Annotated in this window: 17 protein-coding genes and 2 pseudogenes; 12 read left to right on the top strand and 7 right to left on the bottom strand. The window is 65.4% G+C overall.

Translation table 11 applies throughout. The features are described from left to right. Positions 1–270, bottom strand: a pseudogene (locus BU28_RS0116330) (IS110 family transposase); the annotation flags it as partial. A 128-nt stretch (positions 271–398) separates the two neighbouring features. On the opposite strand from BU28_RS0116330, the gene BU28_RS0116325 reads away from it, so the two are divergent. The 6 genes from BU28_RS0116325 (at position 399) to BU28_RS26455 (ending at position 3,608) form a co-directional block, all read left to right on the top strand. Beyond that, on the top strand, positions 399–608 hold the full coding sequence (locus BU28_RS0116325) for a hypothetical protein (RefSeq protein WP_028720410.1): 210 nt from the start codon (positions 399–401) through the stop codon (positions 606–608). Positions 609–649: 41 nt separating this feature from the next. Further along, positions 650–904, top strand: a complete 255-nt coding sequence (locus BU28_RS0116320) for a type II toxin-antitoxin system prevent-host-death family antitoxin (protein ID WP_028720409.1) — start codon at positions 650–652, stop codon at positions 902–904. Between the two features lie 104 nt (positions 905–1,008). After that, positions 1,009–1,332: a type II toxin-antitoxin system HigB family toxin gene (locus tag BU28_RS0116315; protein WP_028720408.1), complete on the top strand. Its 324-nt coding sequence runs from the start codon at positions 1,009–1,011 to the stop codon at positions 1,330–1,332. Next, positions 1,322–1,702: a helix-turn-helix domain-containing protein gene (locus tag BU28_RS0116310; RefSeq protein ID WP_028720407.1), complete on the top strand. Its 381-nt coding sequence runs from the start codon at positions 1,322–1,324 to the stop codon at positions 1,700–1,702. Before BU28_RS0116315 ends, BU28_RS0116310 begins: the two co-directional genes overlap by 11 nt. Before the next feature lie 11 nt (positions 1,703–1,713). Next, entirely contained in the window at positions 1,714–2,829 is a 1,116-nt protein-coding gene (locus BU28_RS24890; protein ID WP_028720406.1) for a recombinase family protein, read from the top strand. Beyond that, positions 2,814–3,608 carry a hypothetical protein gene (locus BU28_RS26455; protein ID WP_233144988.1) on the top strand — a complete coding sequence of 265 codons (795 nt, stop codon included), beginning with the start codon at positions 2,814–2,816 and terminating at the stop codon, positions 3,606–3,608. Before BU28_RS24890 ends, BU28_RS26455 begins: the two co-directional genes overlap by 16 nt. Before the next feature lie 20 nt (positions 3,609–3,628). On the opposite strand, the gene BU28_RS26665 is transcribed toward BU28_RS26455, so the two are convergent. The 4 genes and pseudogenes from BU28_RS26665 to BU28_RS0116280 all read right to left on the bottom strand — a co-directional run bounded on the left by BU28_RS26665 (position 3,629) and on the right by BU28_RS0116280 (position 8,650). Beyond that, complete coding sequence (locus BU28_RS26665; protein WP_269845833.1) at positions 3,629–4,435, bottom strand: alanine/glycine:cation symporter family protein; 807 nt, start codon at positions 4,433–4,435, stop codon at positions 3,629–3,631. Between the two features lie 76 nt (positions 4,436–4,511). Further along, positions 4,512–5,042 (bottom strand): annotated as a pseudogene (locus BU28_RS26660) (alanine:cation symporter family protein); the annotation flags it as partial. A 43-nt stretch (positions 5,043–5,085) separates the two neighbouring features. Further along, the gene (locus tag BU28_RS0116290; protein WP_028720405.1) at positions 5,086–6,393 is read right to left on the bottom strand and encodes a short-chain fatty acid transporter; all 1,308 of its coding nucleotides are present in this window, start codon (positions 6,391–6,393) and stop codon (positions 5,086–5,088) included. 772 nt (positions 6,394–7,165) lie between these two features. Next, positions 7,166–8,650 (bottom strand): inorganic phosphate transporter, encoded by a 1,485-nt coding sequence (locus BU28_RS0116280; protein WP_028720404.1) that lies wholly within the window; start codon positions 8,648–8,650, stop codon positions 7,166–7,168. 336 nt (positions 8,651–8,986) lie between these two features. Between BU28_RS0116280 and BU28_RS0116275 the strand changes: the two genes are divergently transcribed. Both BU28_RS0116275 and BU28_RS0116270 read left to right on the top strand, forming a co-directional pair. After that, positions 8,987–9,988, top strand: coding sequence for a TAXI family TRAP transporter solute-binding subunit (locus BU28_RS0116275; protein ID WP_028720403.1), 1,002 nt, complete (start codon positions 8,987–8,989; stop codon positions 9,986–9,988). An 82-nt stretch (positions 9,989–10,070) separates the two neighbouring features. Next, positions 10,071–12,137, top strand: a complete 2,067-nt coding sequence (locus BU28_RS0116270; RefSeq protein ID WP_028720402.1) for a TRAP transporter permease — start codon at positions 10,071–10,073, stop codon at positions 12,135–12,137. A gap of 308 nt (positions 12,138–12,445) precedes the next feature. Here BU28_RS0116270 and BU28_RS0116265 read toward each other — a convergent pair whose 3' ends face one another. Together BU28_RS0116265 and BU28_RS0116260 are read right to left on the bottom strand one after the other, a co-directional pair. Beyond that, positions 12,446–13,135 (bottom strand): type 1 glutamine amidotransferase domain-containing protein, encoded by a 690-nt coding sequence (locus BU28_RS0116265; RefSeq protein WP_028720401.1) that lies wholly within the window; start codon positions 13,133–13,135, stop codon positions 12,446–12,448. Positions 13,136–13,146: 11 nt separating this feature from the next. Then, a complete protein-coding gene (locus BU28_RS0116260; protein ID WP_028720400.1) occupies positions 13,147–14,421 on the bottom strand; it encodes an NADH:flavin oxidoreductase/NADH oxidase family protein in 1,275 nt (424 codons plus the stop codon). Positions 14,422–14,495: 74 nt separating this feature from the next. Between BU28_RS0116260 and BU28_RS0116255 the strand changes: the two genes are divergently transcribed. The 4 genes from BU28_RS0116255 to BU28_RS23400 all read left to right on the top strand — a co-directional run bounded on the left by BU28_RS0116255 (position 14,496) and on the right by BU28_RS23400 (position 18,143). Beyond that, positions 14,496–14,855, top strand: a complete 360-nt coding sequence (locus tag BU28_RS0116255; protein WP_028720399.1) for a MerR family transcriptional regulator — start codon at positions 14,496–14,498, stop codon at positions 14,853–14,855. A gap of 165 nt (positions 14,856–15,020) precedes the next feature. Beyond that, on the top strand, positions 15,021–15,926 hold the full coding sequence (locus BU28_RS0116250; RefSeq protein ID WP_028720398.1) for an acetoacetate decarboxylase family protein: 906 nt from the start codon (positions 15,021–15,023) through the stop codon (positions 15,924–15,926). A gap of 25 nt (positions 15,927–15,951) precedes the next feature. Further along, positions 15,952–16,788 carry an alpha/beta fold hydrolase gene (locus BU28_RS0116245; RefSeq protein ID WP_028720397.1) on the top strand — a complete coding sequence of 279 codons (837 nt, stop codon included), beginning with the start codon at positions 15,952–15,954 and terminating at the stop codon, positions 16,786–16,788. 974 nt (positions 16,789–17,762) lie between these two features. Then, positions 17,763–18,143, top strand: coding sequence for a MobC family plasmid mobilization relaxosome protein (locus BU28_RS23400; RefSeq protein ID WP_036762541.1), 381 nt, complete (start codon positions 17,763–17,765; stop codon positions 18,141–18,143). Positions 18,144–18,152: the final 9 nt, after the last annotated feature.

Raw genomic sequence — 18,152 nt, 5'->3', positions numbered from 1 at the left:
ATCGTTCTTCTGGCGCTTCACAAAGGGCTTCACATAGGCCGGCGGGATGAGCCGCACCTCATGGCCCAGCTTCCCGATCTCACGACCCCAGAAATGGGCGCCACCGCACGCCTCCATCACGACGACGCAGGATGGTAGCTGGCTGAAGAACGCCAGCACCTGGTCCCGCCGAAGCTTCTTGCGCAGCACCGCTCGCCCAGAAGCGTCGGCCCCGTGAAGCTGAAACACATGCTTCGCAAGATCGAGCCCGATCGTGGTAATCTCCGACATGACCTCTCCCCTCTGTGGATCGTCCCAGACCCACCCTGGCACAGCGAAGCCGTCGGGGGGGCGGTCACATCATCAGAGCCGTTCTTCGATGGTCCCTGCCCCTCCCGGGCATGGGATTTCTGGAGACGATGGCGCTCAAACGTGACAGGATCAGCATTAAGGTCTTTGGACCTTCGACCGCGACGGAAGCGGGGGAAAGCGATCCCGCGCGCGCCGATGCCGCCATCCGGTCCCTCGCCCGGCTGATCGGTCGCCAGATCGCCCGCGAGCAGTTCGAGCGCAAGATCGCGCGCGAACGCAAGGCGCAGAAGAAGCGCCCGGCAGGCGAGGATGCGTGACATCTATGGTTTTGGGCATCGGATTTGTTCAGGATGCACCCATGCCTACTATCGATTCTGTCGTATTCCAGCGCAGTCCCGAAGAATTCCTGCATCAGGCGCAGCACGAGCCGGTGGAGATCACCCGGCACGGGCGGCGCGAGTTCGTGCTGATGCACGCCGACCACCATGACTGGCTCCGGGCTGCCGCACGGCGGCGTCACCGCACGGCGGAAGCCGTCGATGTCGTCATCGACGCGGTTGAGCGCGCGGAGATGGATGCCGGGTTCACGCCGCTGGACGCTCAGCTCAGGTAGCGATCGGAGCCCGGCAGATCGGTCATCGCCCCGCCGCGACACCCGCGCCGGGGCATTTGCATATTCTTCTTGTGACCATTTTGGTCCCATGATATAGGTGACTTATGAGGATCATTGCCCGTCGCACCTTGCGGCAGTTCGTCGACAGCCTCGCGGGGCAGAAGGACCAGCCGGCGGTCAAGGCCGCACTCGATGCCTGGTTCGACGAAGTCAGCAAGGCGGACTGGACGAGTTCGGCGGATGTGAAGCGGCTCTATGCGACGGCCAGCATCGTCAGCGCCGAGCGCATCGTCTTCAACATCAAGGGCAACGATTATCGCCTCGTGGTGGCGGTCGACTTCGAGAAGGCCATCGTCTGGATCAAGTGGATCGGCACCCACAAGGCATATGACAGGATCGACGTGACGGAGATCAGACATGGCGACTGAGCTGAAGCCCATCCGCACCGAAGCGGATTACGATGCGGCGCTTGCCGAAGTGGAACGGCTGTGGGGCGCGAAGAGCGGCACACCGGACGGCGACCGGCTAGACGTGCTGGCGACGCTGATCGAGGTCTATGAGGAGAAGCATCATCTCATGGACCCGCCCGACCCGATCGAGGCGATCCGGTTCCGCATGGAGCAGCAGGGACTGACCCGCAGGGACCTGGAGCCGATGATCGGCCCGCGCAACCGGGTTGCGGATGTGCTGAACCGCAAGCGGGGCCTGTCCATCGACATGATCCGGCAGTTGCACGACCATCTCGGCATCTCGGCCGAGGTGCTGATCCGGCCGAGCCGCTTTGACAAGGTTGCATGAAGGAGTCCGCCATGACCCGCGTTGCCCTCTACGCCCGCTATTCTTCCGACAACCAGCGCGACGCCTCGATCGAGGATCAGTTCCGCATCTGCCGCGAGCAGGCGAAGCGCGACGGCTTGAAGGTCGTCGGCACTTACAAAGACGCAGGGATTTCAGGTTCGAGCATGATCCTGCGTCCGGGCATCCAGATGCTGTTGCAGGACGCGCAGGCGGGCCAGTTCGATATGGTGCTGGCCGAGGCTCTGGACCGCATTTCGCGCGACCAGGCCGATGTGGCGACGCTGTTCAAGCATCTGAAGTTCGCCGGCGTTCCCATCGTCACGCTGGCCGAGGGCGAGATTTCCGAGCTTCATGTCGGCCTCAAGGGCACGATGAACGCGCTGTTCCTCAAGGACCTCGCGGCCAAGACCCATCGCGGGCTGCGCGGCCGGGTCGAGGACGGCAAGTCGGGCGGCGGGCTTTGCTATGGCTACAAGGTCGTGAAGCAGCTCGATGCGCGCGGCGATCCGATCCGGGGCAACCGCGAGATCGATGAGGCCGAGGCCAATGTCGTGCGTCGCATCCTCCGCGATTATGCCGAAGGCATCAGCCCGCGCGTCATCGCAAAGACGCTGAACGAGGAAGGTGTGCCCGGCCCCGAAGGACGGCTTTGGAACGATACCACCATCCACGGCCATGTGAAGCGCGGCACGGGTATCCTCAACAACGAACTCTATATCGGCCGCCTGATCTGGAACCGGCTGCGCTATCTGAAAGACCCGTCGACCGGCAAGCGCGTCTCGCGGCTGAACCCGGAATCGGAATGGATCGTCAAGGACGTGCCCGAACTGCGCATCGTCGATGAAGACCTCTGGCAGGCGGTGAAGGCGCGGCAGGCCGACAACTCGGCCAGATATGCCAAGGTCGCCGAGGGTGTCCGCGCCCACCACAAGAAGAACCGCCTGAACGGCACCCATCGGCCGAAGACGCTGCTCTCGGGCCTGATTTTCTGCGGCTGCTGCGGTGGGCCCTTCTCCATCCGTGGCTCGGATCGTTCGCCTGCTCGACGCACGTCACCAAGGGCACCTGTTCCAATAGCCGCACCATCCTGCGCGAAGATCTGGAGCGGCGTGTGCTTGCCGGCCTGAAGGACCGGATGATGGCGCCGGAAGTGGCTGCCGAGGCGATGCGGGCCTATGCCGAGGAAACCAACCGTCTCAACCGGGAACGCCGCTCGAACGGCGATTCCTGGAAGGCGGAACTGGTGAAGGTCGAGAAGCAGATCAGGGGCATCATCGAGGCGATCAAGGAGGGCATGTTCCATCCGAGCATGAAGGGCGAGATGGATGCGCTGGAAGCGCGCAAGGCCGAACTGACCGAGCAGCTTGCCGACATTCCCGAGGATACGCCGGACCTGCTGCCGAGCGCCTCGGCGATCTATGCGAAGAAGGTTTCCGCGCTGACCGCCGCCCTCGCCAAGCCCGACGAACGGCCGCAGGCAGCGGTGGCCCTGCGGATGCTGATCGAGAAGATTGTGCTGACGCCGGGGCCGGAACGAGGCGAGATTTTCGCCACACTGCACGGCGATCTGGCGAAAATCCTCGAATGGACCGAACGGCAAGCCATTGGAAAGGCTTCCAAAACGACAAAACCCGCCGTTGGTGCGGCGAGTTTGTCGGTCTCAATGGTTGCGGGGCAGGATTTACAAACTGTTTCGCAATATCCAAAGCGATCATTCCGCCCTGCCCCTCGACGGCAGCCTAAGGCTTGTCCGAGCGCGCAGCCGGAGGCTGCACAGCGCCGATCGCATCGCCGCTACTCCGATGGCTTTGACTACGCGCGCTTCTTCGAACTGGCCGATCTTCGCAGGTATCGGAGTATGAGGGATGAGCGCTCTGGGTGTCCCAGCTTATCGGCAGCGCAGTAGGCATCTGATCGTCGCGGCAGTCATTGCCATATCTCGGGGTCGACACCCCGGCCGATGTCGGGATGCTGCGACAGGTGGAAAGTCGGCATCTTTCCGGCCTTTCTTTGTGCCAGATAGTCCCGCGTCAGCTTGGCCACCGTTCCCGACAGCGCCATGATGGCGATCAGGTTGATGGTGGCCATCAGCCCCATCGAAGCATCTGCCAGGTTGAAGACGGTCGCCACGCTTTGGATCGCGCCCCAGATCACCATGAGGACCGCCGCGACACGCAGCACCGTCAGCCCCGTCTTGCTGCCGAACCCCAGATAGGAAAAGGCGTTCTCGGCATAGGCGTAATTGCCGATGATCGACGTGAAGGCAAAGAAGAAGATGGCCACCGCGACGAACACGCCTCCTGCGGCGCCGAAGTGATGGACCAGCGCATTCTGGGTCAGCACGGTGCCCGTGACGCCGCTGCCCGGCTCCATGACGCCCGACAGGATGATCATCACTGCCGTCGCCGAGCAGACAAGGATGGTGTCGATGAAGACGCCAAGCGCCTGCACGAAACCCTGGCTCGAGGGGTGATGCGGATCGGGGGTCGCTACTGCCGCGATGTTGGGGGCCGACCCCATACCCGCCTCGTTCGAGAACAGCCCGCGCTTGATGCCGTTCATCGCAGCCGCCGCGACCGACCCCGCGACGCCGCCCGCAGCCTCGGTCAGGCCAAGGGCGCCGCCCACGATCTGCCACAGCGCGCCGGGCACCGCCGGCAGGTTCATCACGATGACGATGATCGCCGCCAGCAGGTAGATACCCGCCATGAAGGGCACCACGATCTCGGCCACGCGGGCGACCTGGGGGGATGCCGCCGAAGATGATCGCAGCCGTCAGCCCCGCCGTCGCCAGGCCGACCGCCCATTTCGGCACACCGAAGGCGCCGTTCACCGCCTCGGCGATGGAGTTGGATTGCACCGAGTTGAAGACCAGGCCGAAGGCGATGATCAGCGCGATGGCAAAGATCGCCCCCAGCCAGGGCAAACCCAGCCCTCGCGAGATGTAATAGGCGGGGCCGCCACGATACATGCCGCCTTCGCCATGAACCTTGTAAAGCTGCGCCAGCGCGCTTTCCGAATAGGCGGTAGCCATGCCGACCAGCGCCACCATCCACATCCAGAACACCGCGCCGGGTCCGCCCAGATAGATCGCGACCGCCACCCCGGCGATATTGCCTGTCCCAACGCGCGAGGCCAGGCTGACGGTCAGTGCCTGCAAGGGCGTGATGCCGTTCTTGTCGACCTCGCCCGAACCGATGACGCATCGGAACAGCTCGGGAAAGTGGCGGAACTGCAGAAAGCCAAGCCGCAGGGTGAAGTAGACCCCCACTGCCAGGAGCCCGTAAATCAGCACATAGTTCCAGAAGATCAGGTTCAGGAAGTCGATCACGGCATTCATGCAGGCTTTCCTTTCAAGTCACGGAACAAATGGCGGCAGGGCCCTAGATGAACGTCAGGCCGATCGAGATGATGATGCCCGAAAGCACCAGATGCAAAGTGCAGAATCCCATGATGTCGCGGGCTCTCAGCCCGGCGATCCCCAGAATGGGCAACGCCCAGAACGGTTGCACCATATTGGTCCAGCTATCGCCCCAGGCGACCGCCATGGCCGCGCGGGCGGCGTCCACCCCCAGCGCCTCGGCCGCGGGCAGGATCACCGGCGCCTGGATCGCCCATTGCCCGCCGCCCGAGGGCACGAAGAAGTTGACCAGACCGGCGCTCATGAAAGTCCAGAAGGCAAAGCTTTTCTCGGTCGCGAACGAGGTCAGCCAGACCGAGATCGTCTCGGCCAGGCCCGAGTTCAGCATGATCGCCATGATTCCGGCATAGAACGGAAACTGGATCACGATGCCGGCGCCGCCCTTGACGCCTTCGTTCAGGCTGGCCAGCAGGCGGCGCGGCGTGCCGTGCAGGATGATGGCGACGATCAGGAACAGAAAGTTCACCACGTTCAGCGTCAGCGTGCCCGATCCCGCGAAATACTGAACCAGCCAGGCGACGCCCGCCGCGCCGATCAGCCAGCTGAGAACGCGGCTGTTTTCCATGCGCTCGGCCGGCGTGGTGCCGGGCATATCGGCGACTTCGGGCTCTGCCAGCAGCTTGGGGTCGACAAAGACCTCTTCGCCCGGACGCGGCATCATCATGCGGTTGACCAGCGGCACCGCGATGAAAAGAGCAATGACGATGAACAGGTTATAGGCGGCAAAGATGGTCCGGTCGGTAGCGATCACACCGATCGCCCCCTCGAACGGGTGGCCCGCCGTGGCGATGGCCAGCGGGACCGAGCCGGCAAGCCCGCCATGCCAGACGATGAAGCCGGAATAGGCCGAGGCGACCAGCAGCCGATAGTCGACCCGGACCTTGCGCGCGATGGCCTTGGCAAACAATGCGCCGACGACCAGGCCAAAGCCCCAGTTGATCCAGCTCGCCGCCAGCGAGACGAAGCTGACCAGCAGGATCGCGGTGCCGGGCGATCCCGCCAGGTCAGCCAGCCGCTCCAGCCCCCGCCGCACCAGCGGGGTCGAGGCCATCATGTAGCCGGTGACAAGCACCAGCAGCATCTGCATGGCAAAGGACAGCAGTTCCCAGAACCCTGCTCCCCACATGCCGACGACCGCCATCGGTCCATGCCCCTCGATCGCCATGGCCGCGATCATGACAAGCAATGTCAGGATGACCACGAAGATATAGGGATCCGGCAGCCAGCGATCGACAAGCCGGACCAATGGGCGGGAAATGACGTTCAGCATGGTTCCTCCTCGAATGTCGCCTGAGTTTGGAGGACCAATCAAAGGTTTCAACCACAAAGCGGCCGCTCCGCTTCGGTTTCATCCCGAAATCGACCGCTCCATCAAGGCTCCGAATGGCGCAAGGCGCGGCGTTGCCCGGACGGCATCGCCTTTCATGCCTGTCGCATCGACCTCGGCGGGGCGTCGTTCTTATAGCCCCTTCATTGCCGTCCCGGCCCGCCAGGCGCGCCTATCGCGACGACGCGGATCACTGTCGTTTTCGATATTCTCGCCTCTTGATCCATTCGACAGCGCCGCTATCTTGTCGGCAAGGCGTGTGCTGCGTGCGCCCAGGGACTGGCGCCCTGACTACGGAGACTGGTTGATTCCGTTTCCACAGGAGGTGTGTCTTGCAGACACCGCGGCGTAGCGATGGCTTGATTTCCCGAGCTGACATCGACGACAGGCAACCGGCGCAGGCCGCATCGGCGCCTCGGGCTTTCACAGACCAGAACCGGCATGCCGCCCACCGAGAGGCAGAACCGAAACCGGCGGGACATCGTGCGTTGATCGGAGCAATGCTGAAGGCAGGCTATGGGGTGGAGGACATTGCCGTGAAGACCGGGCTTACCGTCCGAGAGACCAGATTTGCCGTGGCCCTGTTGCGCGAAAGCGGTTCTCTCCGCACGGTCTTGCATGGAAAGCCCATGCAAAAGGCCTCCGCCGCGCGGATCGACTGAGGCACTTTGGCAGCCTCGCGCCGTTTCGACCACAACCGTCGTCGTCCGGCCGATCAGGCCGGGATCTGCCGCAGGATCAGGAACAGAAGCGCCGACAGAAGCGCCGCGGCGGGAACGGTAACGACCCAGGCCGCTCCGATGGTCAGCACATGCAGCCGGCGGACCAGCTTGCGGCGGCGACGCTCATCCGCCGGAATATTGTCCGGCCGGGGAACGGCCATGCGGGCCTGCTTCAGGCGCCGCTCGGCATCCCATTCGCGGAAAAAGCCCACGCCGAAGATCGCGCCGATCGCGATATGGGTCGAGCTGACCGGCAACCCCAACGCACTGGCAATGATGACCGTCACCGCCGCCGACAACGCGACGCAATAGGCGCGCATCGGGTTGAGCTTGGTGATCTCGTTTCCGACCATGCGGATCAGCTTGGGACCGAACAGGCTCAGCCCGAAGGAGATCCCGAAGGCGCCGATCAGCATGACCCACAAGGGAATGACCACATCGCCGTTGAAATTCCCGGTCGTCACGGTCTGCACGATGGCCGCCAGCGGGCCGACGGCATTGGCGACATCGTTCGCCCCATGGGCAAAGCTGAGCAGCGCCGCCGAGGCGACCAGGGGAATGCCGAACAGCACCTTCAGCGACTTGTTGCGGTTCTCAAGCCCCTCGGACTGGCGGCGGGTGACCGGGATCATCAGCAGCCATGAGCAGAACCCCGCCAGCAGGCCCAGCAACAGCGCCGCGCGCATCGAGATCTCGACCAGCTGCTTCAGCCCCTTCATCGCCAGATAGGCCGTGAAGGCCCCCGCCATGATGCCCACGAGGATCGGCACCCAGACCCGCGCCGCCGCGATCTTGTCCTCGCGATAGACGATGCGGCTCTTGATCAGCCACAGGAATGCGGCCGCCACGACGCCGCCCATCACCGGCGAGATGACCCAGCTTGCCGCGATCGCCAGCATCTGCTCCCAGTTGACCGCGCCGAGTCCGGCCCCGGCGATGCCCGCGCCCACGACCCCGCCGACCACGGCATGCGTGGTCGAGACCGGCGCGCCGATCCAGGTCGCAAGGTTCACCCACAGCGCCGAGGCCAGCAGCGCCGCCATCATCGCCCAGACGAAGGTGGCCGACGTATCCAGCGCCTCGGGCGCGACGATGCCCTTGGCGACGGTCGAGACCACATCCGCGCCGGCGATCAGCGCGCCCGCGCTTTCGAAGATCACGGCGATGACGATGGCCCCGCCCATGCTGAGCGCGTTCGCCCCAACCGCCGGCCCCATGTTGTTTGCCACGTCATTGGCGCCGATGTTCAGCGCCATATAGGCGCCGAACACGGCCGCGGTGACGACGACCAGCATCTCGCCGCTTTGCCCCAGCAGCATCGCCGCGGCCAGCCCGGCCAGGATGATGAAGACGAGCGCGATGCCCGGCGCCACCAGGGGCCGCGAGACATAGGCAGCCGCCGCCTCGAGATTTGCGAAGCGCCCGAGATCGCGGTCCAGCGTTTCAAGATGTCGAAGCTCGAGATCCTTGTCAGACATGGTCCGCCTTTCTGTTCCGCCGGGTGCTAAGAAGAAATCGACGGCCTGACAAGGCGGATCCGACAAAAGAACGGGCGCCGCTCCTTCCACATGCCATTGCCCTGCCCTGGCGGGCATAAGCGATCAGGGTCAGCGTTGGGGAAAAGCGGCCGATCAAGAAACACCCGTCACGGCCATCGTGCCATCAGCACCCTCTGGCCTCGATATCGAAGCATGCGCGCGACGGCTGCAAGGCGCGGCCTTTACCACCTCAGCCAACTGCATTTTCGCCGCGCCCTGCGGTTGCCTGCAGCTATGACCTTGGTTAGCCTTGTTCCATACAACACGGAGCTGCACATGAAACTCAAGGCATTCCTCGCCGCCATTGCCGTCGCCGCCTCGCTTGGGCCAGCCGCTTCGGCGCAAGAGATGTCGTTCTTCCGCATCGGCACCGGCGGCACGGCCGGCACCTATTACCCGATCGGTGGGTTGATCGCGAACGCGATTTCCAACCCACCAGGTTCGCGCGCCTGCGAAGATGGCGGTTCGTGCGGCGTGCCGGGACTGGTTTCGACGGCGGTGGCTTCGAACGGTTCCGTGGGCAATGTCAATGCGATCAACGGTGGCGCGATGGAAGCCGGCTTCAGCCAGTCCGACGTCGCCTATTGGGCGCAGACCGGCACCGGCCTGTGGGAAGGCCAGCCCGCCGTCGAGAAGCTTCGGCTGATCGCCAACCTCTACCCCGAAAGCATCCATCTGGTGGCGCGCAAGGACGCGGGCATCGCCTCGGTCGCCGATCTCAAGGGCAAGCGGGTGTCGCTGGACGAACCCGGCTCGGGCACGCTGGTCGATGCCAAGATCATCCTCGACGCATACGGCCTGTCCGAAAAGGACATCACGCCGGAATATCTCAAGCCGGACCAGGCGGCGGACAGGATGCGCGACGGGGCGATGGACGCCTTCTTCTTCGTCGGCGGCTACCCGGCAGGCGCGATCGCGGAACTCGCCAGCCAGCATGACGTGACCCTGGTGCCCATCGCCGGCCCCGAGGCCGACAAGCTGCGCGAGACCTACAGCTTTTTTGCCGCCGATACCGTTCCAGCCGGTACCTACGAGGGGCAGGACGCGGATGCCGCAACCCTTTCGGTCGGGGCGCAGCTTGTGACCAGCGCCGACCAGCCCGAAGAGCTGATCTACGGCATCACCAAGGCCATTTATAACGAAAACACCCAGAAGCTGTTCGCCGCCGGCCATGCCAAGGGCAAGCAGATCACCCTGGACAACGCGACTCTGGGCGCCGGTATCCCCTTCCACCCGGGCGCCGAGCGTTTCTACAAAGAGGCCGGCAAGCTGAAATAAGCAAGCCCGCAAGCCGACGAAGGGATGCGGCCGACCCTCGGCCGCATCCCTTGGCCTTTGAACTGCACGGCAGGAACTTCCCATGACCCAGACCACCCCCCAGCTTTCCGAGGATCAGCTTCGCGCGCTGGAAGAGGAATACGATCCCGAAGCCCGCTTTCGCACGGTGACGCGCCCCATCGCCATCCTGACCGGGGTGATCCTGTTCCTGCTGTCCTGCTATCACTTCTATACGGCGGGCTTCGGCATTCCGCGCGCGACCACGCATCGCGGGCTGCACATGGGCGTGTCGCTGTTCGTCATCTTCCTCAGCTTCTCGGCCCTGGCGAAGAACCGCCACCGGACGGACGGCTTCGCCATCCTGGGCGTGCCGGTGACCGACTGGCTGCTGGCCCTGGGCGGCGCGGTCAGCGCCTTCTATGTGCCGTGGATCTATGACCAGCTGCAGTTCCGCGTGGGCAACCCCCTGCCCGTCGACATCGCCATGGGCACTGTCCTGCTGGTCGTGCTGATGGAGGCCGTGCGCCGCTCGATGGGCTGGCCGCTGCCGCTGATCGCCGGGCTGTTCATCGCCTATGCCTATTTCGGCAAGTCGATGCCCGGCATCCTGGTCCATCCCGGCGCCGACTGGTCCAACATCGTCAACCACCTCTACCTGACTTCGCAGGGCATCTACGGCACCGCGCTTGGCGTGATCGCCACCTATGTGTTCCATTTCGTGCTGTTCGGCGTCATGGCGCAGAAGATCGGGCTGGGGCAGCTTTTCATCGACCTGGCGACCGCGCTGGCGGGGCGCTTTGCCGGCGGGCCGGCCAAGGTCTCGGTCATTTCCTCGGCCATGCTGGGCACGATCTCGGGCTCGTCCATCGCCAATACGGTGACCACCGGCGCGCTGACCATCCCGGCCATGATCAAGATCGGCTTCAAGCGCCATTTCGCGGCGGCGGTTGAAGCGGCCTCCTCGACCGGCGGGCAGATCACGCCTCCGGTGATGGGCGCGGTCGCCTTCCTGATGGTCGAATACCTGGGCATCCCGCTGCGCACCATCCTGATCGCCGCCATCGTGCCGGCCTTCATGCATTTCTTCGGTGTGCTGGTGCAGGTGCATCTGGAGGCCAAGCGTCTGGGCATCCGCGGCCTGCGGCAGGAGGAACTGCCCAAGGCCTGGAAGGTCCTGCGCGAGGGCTGGCTGTCGGTGTTTCCGCTGGTGCTGCTCGTGTGGATGCTGATGTCGGGCCGCACCCCCTTCCTGTCGGCTTTCTGGGCCATCACCGCCTGCATGGCGGTCTATCTGATCCAGCGGATCATGGCGGCGGGCGTGCCGGAAGGCATCAAGGAAGCCGCGACCGGCATCTACGACGGCTTTGTCGCCGGCGCCCGGCAATCGCTGGCGGTGACGGCGGCGGCGGCGCTGGTCGGCGTGGTGATCGGCATCGTCACCCTGACCGGCGTGGGCTTCAAGATCGCCTTCATGGTCACCTCGGTCGCGGCGAACTGGGCAACATCGCTGCACGGGCTGCTGGCCCCGCTGCCGTTCGAACTGTTCAGCATCGAGACGCTGACGCTGCTGTTCACCCTGCTGATGACGGCGGTGGTCTGCGTGCTGATGGGCTGCGGCGTGCCGACGACGGCCAATTACATCATCATGGTCGCCGTGGCGGCGCCGGTGCTGGGCATGATGAATGTGGAGCCCCTGGTGGCGCATTTCTTCGTCTTCTATTTCGGCGTGCTGGCAGACGTGACGCCGCCAGTCGCGCTGGCAGCCTATGCCGGCGCGGGCATCGCCGGGGCCAATGGCTTCAAGGCCGGCAACACCGCCTTCCGGCTGTCGATGGGCAAGGCGCTGGTGCCCTTTGTCTTCGTTTTCTCGCCTTCGCTCCTGCTGGTCACGCAGTCCTTTACCCTTCCCGATTTCCTGCTGGCCTTTACCGGCGCGGTTCTGGGCATCGTGGCCCTGTCGGCAGCGATCACGAACTGGCTTTTCGGGCCACTGCTGCTGGTCGAGCGAGCGTTGCTGCCCATCGCGGCACTGATGATGATCGCGCCCGAAGTCATCTCGACCGTGATCGGTGCAGCAATCCTCGGCCTGGTTGTTCTAAGGCAATACCTCGCGAACCGCTCCGGTCCGCGACAAGCGCCAGCTGCATGACGCGCAGAGGTCAAGCAGCCGGTGCGGGCCAGGCTCGGGAAGGTTTGGCTGAACATCATTGATCAAGGCGCGACCACGATCCCACACATCCGGCCCTGAATAGCGGGCAGATCTGCGAACTGGCACACATGATGTCCATTTGACGCCGCCACCGGCAGCCACAAACCGGGCCGACCGGTGGTCGGCATGAACCCCGCGGGGTGCGGCGCCTGCGAGACTACCCACTCCTGCAGCAAACATGAATGGCCGGTATGGGAGCCGTTGGGCGCGGCCTGACCGTCCGTTTAGTACCGGCCGGCACCCCCTGCTCACGCCTTCAGCATCTTGACGGCTTGCCGTGCCGTGGCTTTGGCCGAGCTTGGATTCTGCCCTGTGACCAGCCTGCTGTCGGTGACGACATGGGGCACGAAGGGCAGCAGCGCCTTGCCATAGCGCGCGCGGCGCCGCTTCATCTCGGCTTCGGCGTCGTAGGGCATGTGCCTCGCCACGCCGGCAAGGATCTCCTCGATCCAGGAAAAGCCGGTCAGGCGGCGGCCGTCGACCAGCAGGCGGCCATCGGACAATCGCACATTCAGCAGCCCGCAATAGCCGTGGCAGACGGTCGAAACGATCGCGCCGCGTTCCCATATCCGCCGCGTGATGTCCTGCAAGCCGGCGCTGTCGGGGAAATCCCACATCACGCCATGCCCGCCGGTGAAGTAGATCGCGTCATAGGCGTCGGGATCGACCTGGTGCGGGGCGGCGGTCCGCTCCAGCAGCGCCATGCGCGCCGGGTCGTTCAGCCAGGCCCTGGACGAGGTGTCGAGCAGCGGCCATGTCAGCGCCCGCGGCTCCAGCGGAGAAGGCCCGCCAGCCGGACTGACGATGTCCTGGCGATAGCCCTGGGCCGCAAACACGTCCCAGGCATGGCCCAACTCCGAAAGCCACAGCCCGGTCTTGTGACCTGGATCGTCGTAGTGGCCGCGGTTGGTCACGACATGCAGGATGCGCCTGCTCATGCCCGATCCTCTCATGCGACGGGCCTCCCCTGCAACCAGCTGCGATAGCGGCGGCTGCGGCGCGCCGTGCGCAGGCGGTCGCGGACCAGCACCCAGGGCGCCCAGGCGTTCGGCCTGGGCCGCCGGCCAGCGCCCAGCCGACGCAGTTGCAGCTTGGTCAGCGCCATGGTGGCAAGGCCCGAGAGGGAGCGGTTCTTCCAGCGGATCGCCGGCACCTCGACCACGGCCTCGCCCGCCTGCCAGCGGTTCGGCAGGTCGGGCGCATAGGCCAGCGCCTGCGCAAGGCCCACCATCGCCACGCCGGCCCTGCCCCTCTCGGGCGCCAGCGCCGCCTCGGCGGTGGCGCGGCGGCGGATGCCGCCGGTGACCATCACCGGCATGCGCGCCTCGGCCACGATGTCGCGGGCGAAATCGACGAAATAGGCTTCGCGCGCCAAGGTGCTTTGTCGCGTCCCGGCCTGCTGCGGCCGGCCGTGCATGGCGGGGCTTTCATAGCTGCCCCCCGACAGTTCGACCAGATCCACGGGCAGGTCGTTCAGCATCCGCACCACCGCGACCGCGTCCGGCGCCTCAAACCCGCCCTTCTGGAAATCCGAGGAGTTCAGCTTGACCCCAACGCCGAAGCCCGGCGCGACACGGGCGCGGATGGCGCGGATGATCTCGACCAGGATGCGGGCGCGGTTTTCCAGAGACCCGCCCCAGCGGTCCGTCCGCCGGTTGGTCAGGGGCGACAGGAACTGGCTCAGCAGATAGCCGTGGGCTGCATGGACCTGCACGCCGTCGAACCCGGCCTCTTCGGCCAGGGCAGCGGTGTCGGCAAAGCGGCGGATCACCTCGGCGATCTCGGAATCAGACATGGCGCGGGCTTTGGCGAACAGATGCGCATAGCCCTCGATCGCCACCGGCACGGCCGAGGGCGCGATGGCCTGGCGGTTGGTCGCGGCATAGACCTGCCGGCCGGGGTGGTTGATCTGCATCCACAGCCGCGCGCCATTCGTCCGTCCCGCCTGCGCCCAGTCGCGGAACGGCTGCAGCGGCTGGCTGGCGTCCAGGATCACCCCGGCCGGGCCGGTCACAGCATCGGGGGCGACCATGACGTTGCCGGTCAGGATCAGCCCTGCCCCGCCCTCGGCCCAAGCGCGGTAAAGCTGGCGCAATTCCGCACCCGGCAGGTGCCGGTTGTCGGCCATGTTTTCTTCCATCGCCGCCTTGGCGATGCGGTTCTTGACGATCTGCCCGCCGGGCAGGTGCAGCGGCTGGAACAGCGGGGTTTCGGGGGTGCTCATGCGGCAGGATCCTTTTGCATCGTGTCGCAGGACGATATAGGGCTTGAACCTAGGTTCAAGGTCAAGGGGCGGGCATGAAGATCGGCGAGATTGCCAAGGCAGCGGGCGTGACCACCTCGCGCATCCGGTTTTACGAGCGGCGCGGCATCATCGCCCCGGCCGTCCGCGGCGAGAACGGCTATCGCGATTACCCCGAGGAGCTGGTCGCCATCCTGCGCTTCATCGAGCAGGCCCAGTCCCTGGGCTTTTCGCTGAAGGAAATCGCCGGCGTCGAGATCGCCGAAGGCGAGCACCCGATCTCCTGCGACGAGGCAATCCAGCTTCTGTCCAAAAAGCTGACCGCCGTCGATGCGATCATCGCCGAGGCCAAGGCGCGCAAGAGCCGCATCAAGGCGCTGATCGGCGAATTGCAGGAGCGAAAGGCGCAAGAATAAACGTCGGAACCGCGCGCCTAGCCGCCGGGTTGAACCCGCGAACCTGCCGCGGACCATTCCCGCTTGACCTTGAACCTAGGTTCAAGGGCTACAGTCATTCCGGCAATCGGGAATCAGGCCCCTGTCGCGTGACGGGCCGCCTTGGAGTGACGGAAGGACGCGAGAATGACGCAAGAGACGGTCGAGGTCGAATTCGCCGGCCACAAGGTCGCGGTGCCGAAAGGCGGCTACTACGACCGCTTCCGTTCGAATCCCGATCTGGACGCGGTGGCGCGCGATCCGGCGGCCGGCAATATCGACTTCTTCCGCCGCATCCCCAAGGTGCAGCTGCAGACCCGCCTCGGCCCGACCTGGAGCCCGAATTTCTATTACCGTGCCAGCACGGTGCAACTGTTGTTTCTGGCGCCGCTGACAAAGCTCGCCGCGCTGCTGCCGCCGCCGCTGGAGCCGCTGCATGCACTGCCGCGGCACGGGTTGGTGGCGCTGACGTATTTTTCCTACCATGTCTGCGACAACGATCCCTATAACGAGGTGTCGATCGCGGTGATCCTGCGTCGTCCCGGCGCGCGCCAGCCCGGACCGCTGGAACTGCTGCACTCCAGCCGCCGCCGCACCTTTCATGCCCATGTGCTGGCTCTGCCTGTGGATACTGAGATCGCGCGGCTGCGCGGCGTGATGGGCTATCAGCTGCCGAAATGGCTGGCGAAGATCGAGTTGAACCTCGACGGCGCGATCTCGGCCAGCATCCTGTCGCCCGATGGCAGCACCGATCTGGCCGTCAGCGCCCCGCTGCCCCGGCTGCGGCAGGTGCCGTCACAATCGCAGATCGGCACCACTCTCTCGATCGGGCTGCTGGATGGTGCCTGGCATCAGACCCTGGTGCAGACGAACCCGACCGAGCTGGCCGAGGTGAGCATGCCGAAGGGCATTACCATCACCCGCGGCGGCGGCACCATGAGCCGGCTGCTCGACGGGCTGGGCGTGGGCCGTATCATCCGCATGGACGTGGCCCGCGACACCCAGATGGCGCTGCACCTGCCGCGCCCGATTTCCATCCCCGACCGGGGCTGAACCCCCAAGCACAGGAGGAACGACCATGAGCTTCGTCACCACCCAGGACGGCGTCGACATCTATTACAAGGACTGGGGACCGCGCGACGCCCAGCCCATCCATTTCCACCACGGCTGGCCGCTCAGCGCCGACGACTGGGACAACCAGATGCTGTTCTTCCTGGGCGAAGGCTACCGGGTCATCGCCCATGACCGGCGCGGGCACGGCCGCTCGGCCCAGGTCAGCGAGGGCCATGACATGGACCATTACGCTGCCGACGCCTCGGCCGTGGCCGAGCATCTGGACCTGAGAAATGCCATCCATGTCGGCCATTCCACCGGCGGTGGTCAGGTCGCGCGCTATGTCGCGCAATTCGGTCAGCCGCAGGGCCGGGTGGCCAAGGCGGTGCTGATCAGTTCGGTCCCGCCGCTGATGGTCAAGACGCCGGACAATCCCGGCGGCACGCCCATCGAGGTATTTGACGATTTCCGCGCCCAGCTTGCCGCGAACCGGGCGCAGTTCTATCTGGATGTGCCCAGCGGGCCGTTCTACGGCTTCAACCGCCTGCTGACCAAATCCTCGGAGGCGGTGATCCGCAACTGGTGGCGCCAGGGCATGATGGGCAGCGCCAAGGCCCATTACGACGGCATCAAGGCCTTCTCGGAAACCGACCAGACCGAGGACCTGAAGGCGATCGACGTGCCGGTGCTGGTCATGCAGGGCGACGACGACCAGGTGGTGCCCTACAAGAACGCCGCAATCCTGCAGGACAAGCTGCTGAAGAACAGCACGCTGAAAATCTATTCCGGCTACGCGCACGGGATGCACACGGTGAATGCCGATGCGATCAACGCCGACCTGCTGGCTTTCATCAGGTCGTGAACCCCGTGAGCGCCGGGTCCGCCCCCGGCGTCCTTCCCCCTGCTGGACGGATCATGACGAACTCCGAGATTACCGATACCGCTGCGATGACCGCCGTGCTGGAACACCAGCGCTCTCGGACGCGCCGGCGCCCTCGGGCTTCATGCCCAGGACGCCCTGCCGCACCCACAGCAGCCCGGATGGCCCGGCCAGCCCCTGCCCCACCAGCCGATCGATCCAGGCCTCGGCCTCGTCCTCCTGCGCCAGGAGCCGGCCCGTGCCATCCAGCACCCGCGCGGTCGGCCGTGTCAGCCAGCGCTTTTCGATGCGGAACCGGCCCTCGGCAAGGTCCAGCTCGACCGCGACGTCGGTCGCGCCGCGGGCATGCGGTTGCAGCGTCTTGACCGCCGCCCGGGCGCTGCGATGCGGCTAACGGTGCCATGGCCCAGACCGATACGGACAGCGCCCTCCGGCGTCGCCGCCGCCATCGTCTCGGTCAGGTCGTGCCCGGGCCGGCGGTGCGTGCAGGGGGCGGGCAGCAGGCGCCTTTCACCGGTCGGTCAGTCTGCCGACCCTCGCTCGCGACTGACAAGCCGCCATACAGCACGGCGATGTTGCATGACCACCTGCCCCGCGCCTGGGTTGGGACCGCTGCGGCCTCGCCCAGTTCCACACGGCCCGCATGTGATTCCCGTAGAATCTGGCAGTTCAAGTTTCCCGGCTCAAAGACGCCCCGGACTAGAAATCAGATTCACGTAAGCCTCAGGCCCCTTAGCAAGGCTCCTCGGTGTGCCCACAAACGATGTTTGCTGCCCTCCGAACCCTTGCGAGGAGATGCTCTCCCTTCGAACCCTCTGATCCGCGCCACGGCACGGAAAGGCTGATCCGGGGGGCCCCGGCGCTGGCTGCGCTGCCGATCTGGCCGATCTCGCACAGCAACTATGTCTTGGTATTTACAGGCGATTGGCGATGCTCGGGGCGGAAGGAGACCTTCCATGACCCAAACCGATGCCAAGGATAGCAAGCGCAGGAATGCCCCCAAGGGCCAGGGCACCAGCCCGAAGTTCGGCGTGCGCCTGCCGCCTGCGACCCGCGCCATTCTGACCCAAAGGGCAAAGGCCGCAGGCCTGTCCGAGGGCGCGCTGATCCGCGCGCTGATCGAGGACGCCGCCGTCGCCACTGCCACGGACCGGGCCGCGCGCCAGCAGACCAACGCGCAGCTGGCCCGCATCGGCAACAACCTCAACCAGCTCGCCCGCCATGCCAACAGCACGCGCGGCGATCCCGATGCCGCCCGCCTGGCCGCTGCGGTGGCGGAGTTCTGCGCTGACCTGCGCCGGATCTTCGCCGCACCAGCCCGGCCGGAGGCGCGCTGATGCTGATCA

Origin of the sequence: Paracoccus yeei ATCC BAA-599, from assembly GCF_000622145.1 — a bacterium.
GTDB classification, from domain to species: domain Bacteria; phylum Pseudomonadota; class Alphaproteobacteria; order Rhodobacterales; family Rhodobacteraceae; genus Paracoccus; species Paracoccus yeei.
This window is presented reverse-complemented; position numbering and strand designations above follow the sequence as displayed.